This window comes from Ruegeria sp. CDSA141 (assembly GCF_059612005.1).
Genome location: NZ_JBXWPT010000001.1, coordinates 138,830 through 152,762 on the forward strand (window position 1 = coordinate 138,830; position 13,933 = coordinate 152,762).

At 59.3% G+C, this 13,933-nt stretch carries 11 protein-coding genes; 8 read left to right on the forward strand and 3 right to left on the reverse strand.

The window, feature by feature from the left end; all coding sequences use genetic code 11:
- Positions 1-11: 11 nt before the first annotated feature.
- The gene (locus AC2FLP_RS00735; RefSeq protein ID WP_496681396.1) at positions 12-1,787 is read right to left on the reverse strand and encodes a sensor domain-containing diguanylate cyclase; all 1,776 of its coding nucleotides are present in this window, start codon (positions 1,785-1,787) and stop codon (positions 12-14) included.
- Between the two features lie 179 nt (positions 1,788-1,966).
- Here AC2FLP_RS00735 and AC2FLP_RS00740 point away from each other — a divergent pair, with 179 nt between their 5' ends.
- Positions 1,967-4,399, forward strand: coding sequence for an ATP-dependent helicase (locus AC2FLP_RS00740; protein ID WP_496681393.1), 2,433 nt, complete (start codon positions 1,967-1,969; stop codon positions 4,397-4,399).
- A gap of 4 nt (positions 4,400-4,403) precedes the next feature.
- Here AC2FLP_RS00740 and AC2FLP_RS00745 read toward each other — a convergent pair whose 3' ends face one another.
- Complete coding sequence (locus AC2FLP_RS00745; RefSeq protein WP_496710046.1) at positions 4,404-4,718, reverse strand: DUF1330 domain-containing protein; 315 nt, start codon at positions 4,716-4,718, stop codon at positions 4,404-4,406.
- A 348-nt stretch (positions 4,719-5,066) separates the two neighbouring features.
- Positions 5,067-5,291, reverse strand: a complete 225-nt coding sequence (locus AC2FLP_RS00750; RefSeq protein WP_117872612.1) for a DUF1127 domain-containing protein — start codon at positions 5,289-5,291, stop codon at positions 5,067-5,069.
- A gap of 961 nt (positions 5,292-6,252) precedes the next feature.
- Here AC2FLP_RS00750 and mraZ point away from each other — a divergent pair.
- From mraZ to mraY, 7 genes are read left to right on the forward strand one after another with little or no spacing between them, the layout of a single operon-like run.
- Positions 6,253-6,756 (forward strand): division/cell wall cluster transcriptional repressor MraZ, encoded by a 504-nt coding sequence (gene mraZ, locus AC2FLP_RS00755; RefSeq protein WP_496681391.1) that lies wholly within the window; start codon positions 6,253-6,255, stop codon positions 6,754-6,756.
- Between the two features lie 4 nt (positions 6,757-6,760).
- Positions 6,761-7,753, forward strand: coding sequence for a 16S rRNA (cytosine(1402)-N(4))-methyltransferase RsmH (gene rsmH, locus AC2FLP_RS00760; RefSeq protein WP_299894793.1), 993 nt, complete (start codon positions 6,761-6,763; stop codon positions 7,751-7,753).
- Positions 7,750-8,118 carry a cell division protein FtsL gene (gene ftsL / locus AC2FLP_RS00765; protein ID WP_117868323.1) on the forward strand — a complete coding sequence of 123 codons (369 nt, stop codon included), beginning with the start codon at positions 7,750-7,752 and terminating at the stop codon, positions 8,116-8,118. Before rsmH ends, ftsL begins: the two co-directional genes overlap by 4 nt.
- Complete coding sequence (locus AC2FLP_RS00770; RefSeq protein ID WP_496681388.1) at positions 8,115-9,902, forward strand: peptidoglycan D,D-transpeptidase FtsI family protein; 1,788 nt, start codon at positions 8,115-8,117, stop codon at positions 9,900-9,902. The genes ftsL and AC2FLP_RS00770 overlap by 4 nt, the downstream gene beginning before the upstream one ends.
- Before the next feature lie 21 nt (positions 9,903-9,923).
- On the forward strand, positions 9,924-11,423 hold the full coding sequence (locus AC2FLP_RS00775; protein WP_496681385.1) for a UDP-N-acetylmuramoyl-L-alanyl-D-glutamate--2,6-diaminopimelate ligase: 1,500 nt from the start codon (positions 9,924-9,926) through the stop codon (positions 11,421-11,423).
- The gene (locus AC2FLP_RS00780; RefSeq protein ID WP_496681382.1) at positions 11,420-12,814 is read left to right on the forward strand and encodes a UDP-N-acetylmuramoyl-tripeptide--D-alanyl-D-alanine ligase; all 1,395 of its coding nucleotides are present in this window, start codon (positions 11,420-11,422) and stop codon (positions 12,812-12,814) included. Before AC2FLP_RS00775 ends, AC2FLP_RS00780 begins: the two co-directional genes overlap by 4 nt.
- A gap of 36 nt (positions 12,815-12,850) precedes the next feature.
- On the forward strand, positions 12,851-13,933 hold the full coding sequence (gene mraY, locus AC2FLP_RS00785) for a phospho-N-acetylmuramoyl-pentapeptide-transferase (RefSeq protein ID WP_117868327.1): 1,083 nt from the start codon (positions 12,851-12,853) through the stop codon (positions 13,931-13,933).

Genomic DNA, 13,933 nt, shown 5'->3' on the forward strand with positions numbered 1-13,933 from the left:
CGGCAAGTTTTTTAAGCTGCATCCTTAGATGGTTGCTGGCTTTCAGGTGACGTACGTTGGGCCTGGTTCTTGGTGCCACTTGAGACATGCACTTGGTTGCGGCCCTTGTCCTTGGCGACATAAAGCGCATCATCGGCCGCGCGCAGCAAGTCCTGCGGCATGGTGCCGTGGGCCGGGTAATGTGCGACCCCAAGCGATATCGTAATGCGCGGCAATGCCTTCTCACCATACCGTACGGATACAGCCTCGACCGCCTGGCGCAACTGTTCGGCGCGGGTCATGGCATCTTCGGGGCTGTTGTCAGGCAGGATCAGCATAAACTCCTCACCACCGATGCGGCAGGCGACTTCGTCCCGGTCGCACCCTTGCTCCAAGGCGGCGCCGACTGCGCGCAATACCATGTCGCCAGCATCATGCCCGTGAGTATCGTTGAACTTCTTGAAGTGATCCACGTCCACTGCGATCAGGCTTAGTGCAGCGCCCGTCTGCTGGCTGCGGCTGATGGACTTGCGCAGCATCTCGGTCATATGGCGGCGATTGAACAGCCCGGTCAGCGGGTCTCGTACCGATTGGTCATGAAGTTGATCCCGCATCCGGACATTGGCGATAGCCATACTGATCTGTTCGGCGCACAATTGGGCCAACTTGCGGCTCTTGTTGAAGCAGTCTTCGCGCCCCTCAAGTGCCCGCAGATGCAAGAGGCCAACGGTTTCCCCATGGGCCAGAATGGGAAAGCAGAAATAGGGCCGACCGTCATGCGGTTCGGCGTGTTCGCAGACAAAATCAATCTCGGATGCGCCGAACTCATAGGTCCGGCCGCGCCGCAAGCCCCAGCATCCTTCGGGATGAATGTGAGATTTATGAGTTCCACCGTTCCAGCTTGCGCAGCCATCCAGCACGTCGCGTGAGTTGGAGTAGACATACACACTGCCTTCGGCCTCTGGCAGGATATGGGTCATGAAGCGAGACACCATGTCGAACAGTTCATCCAGCGATCGGCTTGATTGCAGCCATTCGTTCAATTCACCCAGCAGGCGGACCTCGCGGGCAAGGCGCATCTGTTCGTCCATCAGTTCCCGCTCTTTTTTGGCCCGTTTGCGCAGATCGCGAACCTGTCGACGATTGGTGCGATGAACAATCAGGATAACTGTCGTCAGCGCCAGCAGGGCTATCCCGCTGAGCAGCGCCAGGGACAGGCGAACGCGGGTGATGAACAGGTTCCGCAGGTCCGTAATGTCAGAATAGAACTCGATGGCGCCCAGGAACGTCGCATCCTTGATGATCGGCGTGTAGACCTCGGCCACATGGCGGCTGCTCAGTTCCGTATCCCGGGAATTGCCGACAACAAAGGAATCAACTTCGGCAATCGGCTTCTCTTCGTGTTTGTAATAAACACCCCCGGCGGCGACGATCGACTGGAAATAGGGTTTCGTATTCACGAACCCGACGTCGCTTGCACGGGTCGACCAGGACACTTGCCCCGAAGCATCAAACAGCTTGAAGCGGTAAATGTCCGTGGTTTCGGGCAGTAGCTCCAAAAACTCCTGGTCATGCTCGGTCAATGCGTGAAAACGGAATGTCTGGCCAAGATCGTTCAGATGGCTTTCGATCTGGCGGCTCATCCGCATCGCGTTTTTTCGCAGGTCTGCTTCCAGCATGCGATCAACCACTGGCGCCGGGGCGGTATAGATCCCCCAGCCCGCTGCTGTTGTCAGCACGAGCAGCATCAGGGCCACGCCCATCATTTTAAGCCTCGAGGACTGACCTGTCAGTTCCGCCTGTTTCATATGTCCGCTCCCACAACACTCTGACAAGCATCACAGTCAGGATTTGACAGAGAGTTAACAGGGGCGCAGGGCGGTGGCGTCTTTGTTTAGAATTGAATGTAAAAAGAAGTGTGAAAAGTCTGCGAACAAGCCGTGAACAAACCCTTTCCCTTCGCGCTTTTCCAGCGTAGTTTGGGGCCATGAGCAGTTTTGACGAAATGGACGCCTTCGAGGGCGCATCGCTGTCGGCGCGGGCAATGGCTGCGCGCCCTTCGCCCTATCTGGATGAGCTGAACCCGGCACAGCGCGATGCGGTCGAGCGGCTGGACGGTCCGGTTCTGATGCTGGCCGGGGCTGGCACCGGCAAGACCAAGGCGCTGACGGCTCGGATCGCACATCTTCTCAACACTGCGCGCGCGCGTCCGAATGAGATTCTGTCGGTCACATTCACCAACAAGGCCGCGCGCGAGATGAAAGAACGGGTTGGCCGCCTGCTGGGACAGCCCGCCGAGGGGATGCCATGGCTGGGTACGTTTCATTCGATCTGCGTCAAACTGCTGCGCCGCCATGCGGAGCTGGTCGATTTGAAGTCGAACTTTACCATTCTTGACACCGACGACCAGCTGCGCCTTGTTCGCCAGATTTTAGATGTGGAAAAAGTGGATCGAAAGAAATGGACTGACCGTTGGTTCCTCCACAAGATTGGGTACTACAAAAACAGGGCGGAGTCGGCAGAAAAGGTTGGTGCCGGGAATGGGCAGCGAACTGATCGTATCCCAGGGGCCGCAGCGGATGGTACTGGATACCAGCGCTCAGTGGGTGATGTTTATATCCAATATCAGACCCGCCTGCGCGAATTGAACGCCGTCGATTTTGATGACCTACTGTTGCACATGATCACGATCTTCCAGACCCATCAGGATGTTCTGGAGCGATACCAACGCTGGTTTCGTTATATCCTGGTGGACGAATACCAGGACACCAACGTTGCCCAATATCTGTGGCTGCGCCTGCTGGCCGGGGGGCACAAGAACATCTGTTGCGTCGGCGATGACGATCAGTCGATCTATGGCTGGCGCGGGGCCGAGGTGGGCAACATCCTGCGCTTCGAAAAGGACTTTCCCGGCGCGTATGTGGTGCGACTGGAACAGAACTATCGCTCGACCCCGCATATTCTGGCGGCTGCGTCGAACGTCATTCGGGGCAATGAAAACCGTCTGGGCAAAGAGCTCTGGACCGATGCCGAGGAAGGCCACAAGGTCAACCTGATAGGCCATTGGGATGGTGAGGAAGAGGCCCGCTGGATCGGCGAGGAGATTGACGCGATGCAGGGCGGTACGCGGGGTATTCGCCCTATGAACCTCGACGAGATCGCCATCCTCGTCCGAGCCTCGCACCAGATGCGGGCCTTCGAGGACCGGTTCCTGACCATCGGTCTGCCCTACAAGGTGATCGGCGGCCCCCGATTCTATGAACGGATGGAGATCCGCGATGCCATGGGCTATTTCCGGCTTGTGGTCAGCCCCGAGGATGATCTGGCGTTCGAGAGAATCGTGAACACGCCAAAACGCGGACTTGGTGACAAGGCGCAGCAGACGATTCAGATGACAGCGCGTGAGAACGGGGTGTCTCTGATCGACGGCGCGCGGATTGCAGTCGATAATGGGCTGATCAAGGGCAAGGGCGGTAAGGCGCTGCGCGAGTTCATCGACGGTCTGGCGCGTTGGAATGCGATGACGCGTGGACCACGGATTGAAGTGGACGACGAGTCCGTGATCGATGACGGTTCACCCATGCGGTTCGGTGCGCCCGAACACACGCATATCGAGCTGGCGCAGATCATCCTCGACGAATCCGGTTATACGGCCCATTGGCAGAACGACAAGACGCCCGAAGCGCCGGGGCGCCTTGAAAACCTAAAGGAACTGGTCAATCAGCTGGACAATTTCGAGAACCTGCAAGGGTTTCTGGAGCATGTCAGTCTGGTGATGGACAACGAGCAGGACAGCGACGGGGCCAAGGTCTCGATCATGACCCTTCACGCGGCCAAGGGGCTGGAGTTTCCCGCCGTTTTCCTGCCGGGATGGGAGGACGGGTTGTTCCCCTCGCAACGGTCAATGGACGAATCCGGCCTCAAGGGGCTCGAGGAGGAACGTCGCCTGGCCTATGTTGGCATCACCCGTGCCGAGGAGGTGTGCACGATTTCTTTTGCCGCCAACCGGCGGGTGTTCGGGCAGTGGCAGAACTCCATGCCATCCCGGTTCATCGACGAATTGCCGGAAGATCACGTTGAGGTGCTGACTCCTCCGGGTCTTTATGGTGGCGGTCAGCACACTGCGGGCATTGAAACGCGTGCGGTCGAAGCCAATGTCTACAACTCGCCGGGCTGGAGGCGGTTGCAGGCGCGGCAGGGGCAGCATGGCATGTCGCAACCCAAAGAAAGCCGGAACACGGTCATCGACGCCACCGCAGTGGCCAGTTTCACACTGGGCGAACGGGTGTTCCACCAGAAATTCGGCTATGGTGCGGTGATCGGGATCGAGGGTGACAAGGTCGAGGTCGACTTCGACAAGGCCGGCACCAAGAAAGTGGTCTCGCGTTTTCTGAGCAACAAGGATGACGTCCCGTTCTGAGGCGTCATATCCCTTCGACCAGAATCAGATTGGTTGCGGCGGTGGCCTGCCGGATCTTAGCCAGTTCGATGTATTCCGGGTCGTCTTTCCAGGCTTTCGCCGCCGCAAGGTCCGGAAACTCCATCAATACAATCCCGCCGTCGGGCCAAACGCCTTCGATCCGTTCGACCGGTTTGGATGAGATTGTCAGCAAGCGGCCTCTGTGGCGGTCGAAAATCGGCATGAAGCCAGCCAGATAATCCTGATGCCCGTCCGGGTCGTGGATGTCGATCTGCGTGATGAAATAGGCTGCTATAACGTCCTCCGGATCAGAAATCAGGACGCTGTTTTACACCCCTGCTCGAAAAATAAAAAAACGGCGGTTCCCAGGGAGGAGGAGGGGAACCGCCGTCTTGTCAACATCAGAGCAGGGAGGAGGAGAGCCCCGATGTATTCGTGCCCGGGTTTGAGCCCGGTATGAGGAAGACGCGGCGACGTCAGGGAGGAGGAAGACGTCGCCGCGCGCTTTCAACATCGAGGCAGGGAGGAGGAGAGCCCCGATGTATCAGGATCCGGCGGGTTGGGGCCGGTATAGGGTGCGGCAACGTCAAGGAGGAGGAAAGACGTTGCCGCTGATTACAGACCCTAAGGGAGGAGTAAGGGCCTGATCTCAGTATTCGTGGCGCGCTTATTGCGCGATGTGATCGTTGGCGGCCTGCATGGCCACCCGGCGGATCATGGACCGATGCAGGCCCAGATCGGCCAGTTCACGATCCGACAGCCCTGCCAGTTCATTGACGGTCTGGCGATACATACGATAGCGGGCAAAGCGCGTCTTAGCGTTCTCCACCAGGGCTGCGATTCCGAACGCCGGTGCGCTCTTGGGTGCTGTATGTGTGCTTGCGACTGCCATGCTCATCATCCGTGTCTATTTGCTTTGCCGATAACGTTCGGCCCTTGCTTGAGATTGAAAATAGGCAAATGCTGCAATTGCACAATAGGTCACGTCGTCAATGCTGCTATGCAGCAAGCGCATAGATTGGTTCAGTTTTTTGCCTCGACTGGAAATGCGCCTTGAAAAATTGGGCATTACCCTGGGTCACTGGTGATGGTGCAAACATGGCCTTCTGGCGGCTTGCCCTCTAATTGAGCGGTGTTGGCTGGAATTTGGGCGAATAAACAACTCGAGTAGCTCCCGTGAGAGAAGCGGCAAGGCGAAGCGTGGCGCTTCACCAGCCCCTGAAGCTCAGTTTGCCGGTTTCAGGTTGCGGCGCGTGCAGCCGGAGATCCGCGGGAATTCATGGGCAGGTGTGGTTTCCGAGGGCACATTTCGCCGAAAACGCGCACGAACTTCGAACGATTCTGTGAGGCCGCAGCACAAAGACACGCAGTATTTCCACCCTTCAAGGCGGATTCCAGATTATTTCGGGAAATCATGGGAAAAAATTTCACGCCTCAAATTATCTATATATAGAGGTCGTGCCGTCATATTCTTCCACAAGTGGTGTCATTGCGTTCCGATTTCAGAGTGATACTGTGTCTTGAGCGTGTTTCATGGGGTGCGGTTCGTAAAATTCCTGTTGATTTCCATGAATTCCCATGGCATCCCTTGTACATCCGATGAGGACGAGGCAGCAGGGGCACCAAACGACCCCGACCAAAAATAATCAGGTTTCATACAGGCATCTCGCTTTCATCAATCAAGAGATCCGGCGCGCGGGCGAGCAGACATCCCCCCAGGTGGCGCGTGCAGCTGGACATCCCGCGAAGCGGGTCAATGCGGCGGGTTGATCAGTGGCAGCAGATCAACCCGCCGTTTTTCATCCGGGGGAACGTGAATTTCAAGTGGGGCGCAAGCGAAAGGGACAGTCGTCTTGGCGCGCAGGTTTAGAGGTGAAAGCCACCATAAGGTGGACACGAAGGGCAGGGTCTCGATCCCGGCCTCGTTTCGCCGTGTGCTTGAAGCGTCCGATCCCAACTGGCAGCCCGGAGACAATCCAGAGCTTGTGATCGTCTACGGCGATCATCGCCGCAATTTCCTTGAATGCTATACCATGCAGGCCATTGACGAGGTTGATGCCAAGATTGATGCCTTGCCGCGCGGGTCAATGCAGCGCCGGATGTTGCAGCGCATGTTCCATGGTCAGTCCTTTCCGACAAATGTGGATGAAACCGGGCGTCTGGTGTTGCCTGCCAAGCTGCGCAACAAGATCGGCCTTGAAGGTGAGGCGTTCTTTATCGCCGCCGGTGATACATTTCAGATCTGGAGGCCCGAGACCTACGAAGTCGAGGAGCTGGCCAAAACCGAAGAATGGATTAACGATCTGCCAGAGGACTTCGATCCTATGCAGTTCCTTGATGGCACCGAGGATGCGTAACGGCATGGCCGGCGCTGAGATCTCCTCCGACAAACCTCACGTTCCCGTTCTGTTGCGCCCCCTGCTGGCCGCGGTCGCACCTGTGTCCGGCGTCTGGCTGGACGGCACCTTCGGCGCAGGCGGGTACACCCGCGGATTGCTGGAGGCCGGGGCAGACAAGGTCATCGGCGTTGATCGTGATCCGCTGGCTTTTGATATGGCGTCAGAATGGGCGGGCGCCTATGGCGACCGGCTGGTGATGCAGCCCGGTGTGTTTTCTCGTTTGGACGAATATGCGCAGGATCTGGATGGCATTGTGCTGGACCTTGGCGTTTCCTCAATGCAATTGGATCAGGCCGACCGTGGATTTTCCTTCATGAAGGATGGCCCCTTGGACATGCGCATGAGCCAGGAGGGCGAAAGTGCCGCCGATCTGGTCAGCACCGCAACCGAGGCGCAGCTGGCCGACATCCTGTTCCACTATGGTGAAGAACGAGCCAGCCGCCGGATTGCCAAGGCGATTGTCAAAGCGCGCGCGGAAGAGCCGATCACCACGACCCTGCGTCTGGCCGAGATCATCGAATCCTGCCTGCCACGTCCGAAACCGGGGCAATCCCACCCGGCCACGCGCAGCTTTCAAGGGCTGCGGATCGCCGTGAATGCAGAATATGAAGAACTGTTTCAGGGGTTGATGGCCGCTGAGCGCGCATTGAAGCCTGGCGGGCAACTGGCTGTTGTCACATTCCACTCCATCGAAGACCGGATGGTGAAACGGTTCTTTCAGTCCCGCGCAGGCAAGACGGGGCGTGCGAACCGCTATGCGCCGGAAATTGAACAGGAACAGCCCCAATTCACGTTGAAAACCCGCAAGGCGGTGGGTCCTGACGAACAGGAATTGCGGGAAAACCCGCGTGCACGGTCAGCCAAACTGCGCGTGGCAATACGAACAGAGGCTCCGGCGGGGGAAATCGAATCGCGGGCCATCGGGATGCCGCAACTGGGGGGAAGGGCAAGATGAAGAGTGTTTTGTATGTGTTGACAGCTCTGTCCGTATTCGGCCTTGCCTTGTGGGCCTATCAGGAAAACTACCGAACCCAACAAGTGGTAAAGGAAACGCAGTCTTTGCAGCGCGAGATCGGAATGGCACAGGTGCGGCTGGCCGTTCTGGACGCGGAATGGGCCTATCTGAACCGCCCGGACAGGCTGCGCGAACTGGCCGACCTGAACTTTGAGCGCCTTGGCCTGCTGCCTTTGCGGGCCGAACAGTTCGGACGTGCGGATCAGATCGCCTATGCCGAAGACCCGGACCTGCCCGTGGTTGATCCGATTGAATTGCAGGCCATCACCGATATTCAGGCTTTGGGCGAGGTGCAGATTCCATGACACGCACCCCTTTGCGCCCCCTAGCCCGAATCCTTGATGCCCGCGCCCGGGGCGAAAACCCCAAGGCAATCGAACGTGAGAACATCCGCAAGCGTCACGAAGAGATGAAAGATCGCGCCCGCGCCCGCGCCGAAGGGCGTTTGCTGGTGCTTGGTCTGTTCTTCTTCTGCGCTTTTTCAGTCGTTGGTGTCCGCATGGGCATGTTGGCAACCTCAGAAGCACAAGAGCCTCTGGCCAGCGCGCCAGGGGCGGCGATTGCCATGCAGCGCGCCAATATCGTCGATCGCGAAGGGCGCATACTGGCCACCAATCTGGACACTTATTCCGTCTACGCGCAGCCCCCTCTGATGATCGACCCCGTGGCGGCTGCGGACCAGCTGGTCGCGATCTTTCCTGATCTGGACAAAGAGCGGCTGATCAAGGACTTCACCAGCAATCGCAAATTCCTGTGGATCAAGAAACGCATTTCGCCCGAGCAGAAGCAGGCCGTGCATGACATCGGCGATCCGGGCATCCTGTTCGGCCCGCGAGAAATGCGGCTTTACCCCAACGGGCGGCTGGCCGCTCATATCCTGGGCGGGTCCGGTTTTGGGCGTGAAGGCGTCAGCGCCGCCGAAGTGATCGGCGTGGCCGGTGTGGAAAAGCAGTTCGACGACTATCTGCGCGATCCGGCCAATGGCAACAAGCCTCTGCAACTGTCGCTGGACCTGACCATTCAGGCCGCAGTTGAACAGGTTCTCTATGGCGGCATGAAGATCATGAATGCCAAGGGGGCTTCGGCCGTTCTGATGAACGCGCATACGGGCGAGGTCATTTCAGCTGCTTCGCTACCTTCTTTTGATCCGAATGACCGTCCGCGTCCGCCGACCTCGGGCTTTGACCCCTCGGACAGCCCGCTGTTCAACCGTTATGTGCAAGGCGTGTACGAACTGGGGTCCGTTTTCAAGATTTTCACCGCCGCGCAGGCCGTTGAACTTGGATTGGTGAATTCGAACACCATCATCGATACGTCCGGGCCGATGAAGATCGGCCGCTTTCCCATCGGCGAATTCAACGGCAAGAACTACGGCAAGATCAGCGTGGCGGATGTGATCGTCCACAGCTCGAACCGTGGCACGGGGCGTTTGGCTTTGCAAATCGGGGCCAAACGGCAGCAGGAGTTTCTGGACGCGCTTGGCATGTTCGATCCGACCCCTTTCGAGATTGTCGAGGCCAAGGGCGGCGTGCCGCTGAAGCCGAAGAAATGGGGCGAGCTCAGCACCGTGACAATTTCCTATGGCCATGGCCTGTCGACCAGTCCGATGCATCTGGCCGCCGGATATGCGGCGATTGCCAATGGCGGGCACTACGTAAGTCCGACCATCCTGCGCCAGAACGGCTCGCAATACGGGCCTCGTGTTATGTCGCAGGACACCGGGCGTCAGGCGCAGAAAATGCTGCGCAAGGTGGTAACGGACGGCACCGCCAGTTTCGCCGAGGTCAAGGGCTATGACGTGGCGGGCAAAACCGGTACGGCCGACAAGCCCAAACCGCGCGGCGGGTATTACGACGACAAGGTCATTGCCACCTTTGCGACGATCTTCCCGGCCTACGACCCGCAATACGTTCTGATCGTCACGTTGGACGAGCCTTCGATCGTGGCCTACGGTGAAAAGCGTCGCACGGCCGGTTGGACTGCGGTGCCTGTTGCCGCCGAACTCATCGGTCGCGTCGCACCGTTGTTGGGGCTACGTCCCCGGCTTGAGCCTGAGGCGGGCGCTGCTATAACGCTGACCTCAAACTAGGCTGTCCGGAAGAGGTGGGTCATGGGCACAAGGACGAAGAAACTCAGCCAGCTGGCCCTGACCGCAAGAGAGGGCGCAAACCCAGATATCACTGGTCTGGCCGTTGACAGCCGCGAGGTGAAAGACGGTTTTCTGTTTGCCGCGCTGCCCGGTTCCCGCGTTCATGGCGGAGAGTTCATCCAGTTTGCCCTGCGCATGGGGGCCACTGCGATCCTGACCGATGCCAGAGGGGCAGAGATCGCCGAGGCCGAGCTGGCAGCCTCAGACGCAGCGCTGGTCGTGGTGGAAGACCCGCGTCAGGCGCTGGCCGGTGCCGCGGCGCTGTGGTTCGGGGCGCAGCCGCAAACCATCGTGGCCGTCACGGGGACGAACGGCAAAACGTCTGTTTCCACCTTTGTCCAGCAGATCTGGACCGAGCTTGGCCATGCCGCCATCAACCTCGGCACCACCGGGGTCGAGGGCGCCTGGACAGCGCCGCTGGCCCATACCACGCCCGAGCCGATCACCTTGCACCGCTGTCTGGCCGAGGCGGCTGAGAACGGCGTGACCCATGCCGCAATGGAGGCGTCGTCCCACGGCCTTGAACAGCGCCGTCTTGATGGCGTTCACCTGACCGCCGCCGGTTTCTCGAACTTCACGCAGGATCATCTGGATTACCACGAAACCTTCGAGGCCTATTTCAACGCAAAGGCCGGTCTGTTCGACCGGGTTTTGCCGCAGGATGGAACAGCTGTCGTCAACCTGAGCGACCCTAAAGGGGCTCAGATCAGGCGGATTGCCGAGGCGCGTGGTCAGTCGGTGCTCACGGTCGGGCTGGGCGATGCTGATCTGTGCCTGATCAACCAACGGTTCGACGCGACGGGGCAAGACCTGCGCTTTGCGTGGCAGGGTCGTGCGTTCCAGACCCGCCTGAATCTGATCGGAGGATTTCAGGCCGAAAACATTCTGCTGGCCTGTGGGCTGGTCATCGCAGCCGGGGACGGCCCCGAACGCGTTTTTGAAACTCTGCCCCACCTGACAACGGTTCGCGGGCGGATGCAACTGGCCGCCACGCGTGACAATGGCGCGACGGTGTTCGTGGACTATGCCCACACGCCTGACGCTGTCGCCACAGCACTCAAGGCGCTGCGCCCGCATGTGATGGGCCGTCTGATTGCCATTGTTGGCGCGGGCGGGGATCGCGACGCCACCAAGCGCCCGTTGATGGGCAAGGCGGCAGCCAACCACGCTGATGTGGTCTTTGTCACCGACGACAACCCGCGCAGCGAAGATCCGGCTGTGATCCGTGCGGCCGTGATGGCAGGCGCTTCAGAGGCCGCCGGCAAAGCCAGCGTGACCGAAGTCGGCGACCGTGCCGAGGCCATATTGCGTGGAATTGATGCGTTGCAACCGGGCGACGCTCTGCTGATTGCCGGAAAGGGCCATGAATCCGGACAGATCGTGGGGGATCAGGTTCTGCCCTTCGACGATGTGGAACAGGCCAGCATTTCCGTGGCAGCACTGGACGGGAGGGTCGCATGACGCTCTGGACAGCATCTGATGCGGTTGAAGCGACCGGTGGGCAGGCCACGATCGACTGGGTGGCAAATGGTGTTTCCATCGACACCCGCACCCTTCAGCCCGGCGATCTGTTCGTGGCGCTGAAAGCGGCGCGGGACGGGCATGATTTCGTAGCTCAGGCGTTGGAAAAAGGGGCAGGCGCCGCGCTGGTTTCCCGTGTTCCGGACGATGTACCCGTAGGAGCCCCCCTGCTGATCGTCCAAGACGTGCAGGCAGGTCTTGAAGCGTTGGGGCAGGCGGCACGGGCACGAACTGGTGCGCGCGTGGTCGGCGTGACGGGCAGTGTGGGTAAAACGTCGACCAAGGAAATGCTGGCGACAATCTTGGAAACGCAAGGGAAAACCCACGCCAGCGTCGCCAGTTACAACAACCACTGGGGCGTGCCACTGACCCTTGCGCGGATGCCGCATGACACCGAGTTTGCGGTGATCGAGATCGGCATGAATCATCCGGGTGAAATTGCCCCTCTCGCCAAACAGGCCCGCCCGCATGTGGCGCTGGTTACGACCGTGGCGGCGGTGCATCTGGAAGCCTTCGAGTCGGTGGCCGACATTGCGCAAGAAAAAGCGGCGATCTTCGAAGGGCTCGAACCCGACGGGGCTGCAATCGTCAACGCAGATATCGACCACGCGGACATCTTGCGCCAAACAGCGGTGGCGCAGGGGGCAGGGGTTGTCGATTTTGGCCGGAACGCAGCGGACTACCGGCTAACCGATGCTCGGGCAGAAGCCGACGCAGTGAATGCCGAAGCAAAGGTTGGTGATCACGTGATCCGGTTTGAGGTGAACTCTGCCGGTACGCATTTCGCCATGAACGCTCTTGGCGCACTGGCGGCCTGCGTCGAATTGGGGGTCGATCTGGATCAGGCCATCGCGGGCCTGAATGCGTGGTCGCCCGTCAAGGGGCGCGGGGTACGCGAAAGCTTGCCATTGTCAGGAGGTGGGCGGATCGAACTTTTGGATGACAGCTATAACGCAAACCCGACCTCGATGGAGGCTGCTCTGGATGTATTGGCCGCCTCTGGCGGTATCCGCCGCATTGCGTTTTTGGGTGACATGAAGGAACTGGGCGCCCAGGAAGAGGCCATGCATGCCGCCATGGCAGGTATCAAGGCGATGGAGCATGTAGATCAGGTCCATTGCATCGGGCCGTTGATGCAGTCGATGTACCACGCGCTGCCAGAAAAGAAACGTGGACTCTGGTTCGCAACCAGCGCCGAAATGGCCGAACATCTTCCTGCGTTGATCCGGGATGGCGACACGGTGCTCGCCAAGGGTTCACTCAGCATGGCATTGGCCGTGATTGTTGACGGTCTGCGCAAAATGGGGCAAGGGCGCGCGCTTGATGGGTGAACATGCCCGCGCGCCTCGTGTGAGAAAGGTATTGTCATGCTGTACTGGTTGACCGCTCTGTCGGACGGAGGGGATTTCTGGAACCTCTTCCGGTATATCACCTTCCGCGCAGGCGGTGCCTTCATGACCGCGCTGATCTTTGGGTTCATCTTCGGAAAACCCCTGATCAACGTGCTGCGCAAGAAACAGGGCAAGGGCCAGCCAATCCGTGACGACGGCCCCGAAGGGCATTTTTCCAAGGCAGGCACACCGACAATGGGCGGGTTGCTGATTGTCGGCGCTCTGGTCACGTCAACCCTTGTCTGGGCGCGGTTGGACAACCCTTATGTCTGGATGGTTCTTTTTGTGACCTTGTCATATGCGGCAATCGGTTTCGCGGATGACTACGCCAAGGTTTCAAAACAGAACACCCAAGGGGTTTCGGGCCGGATGCGTCTGGCTTTGGGCGTGATCATCGCCGTGCTGGCCTCGCTTTGGGCCACGTTGCACCACCCCGAAGCCTTGCAGAACCAGCTGGCGGTTCCAGTGCTCAAGGATACGCTGCTCAATCTGGGAATTTTTTACATCCCGTTTTCGATTGTCGTGATTGTGGGAGCTGCCAACGCGGTGAACCTGACCGATGGTCTGGACGGGCTGGCCATCATGCCGGCGATGATTGCGGCCTCGACTCTGGGCGTGATCGCCTATGCGGTGGGTCGGGTTGACTTTACCGAATATCTCGATGTGCATTACGTCCCGGGCACAGGTGAGATCTTCATCTTCACCTCCGCGCTGTTCGGAGCCGGCCTCGGGTTCCTGTGGTACAACGCCCCCCCGGCAGCAGTGTTCATGGGCGACACTGGGTCGCTGGCCCTGGGCGGCGCATTGGGTGCCATTGCCGTGGCCACCAAGCACGAGCTGGTTCTGGCCGTGGTCGGCGGCCTGTTCGTGGTCGAGGCGCTGAGCGTGATCATTCAGGTCCTCTATTTCAAGCGCACCGGCAAGCGGGTCTTCCTGATGGCCCCGATCCATCACCACTATGAGAAAAAAGGCTGGGCCGAGCCAACCATCGTCATCCGCTTCTGGATCATCTCGCTGATCCTGGCGATGATCGGTCTGGCGACGCTGAAGGTGCGGTGA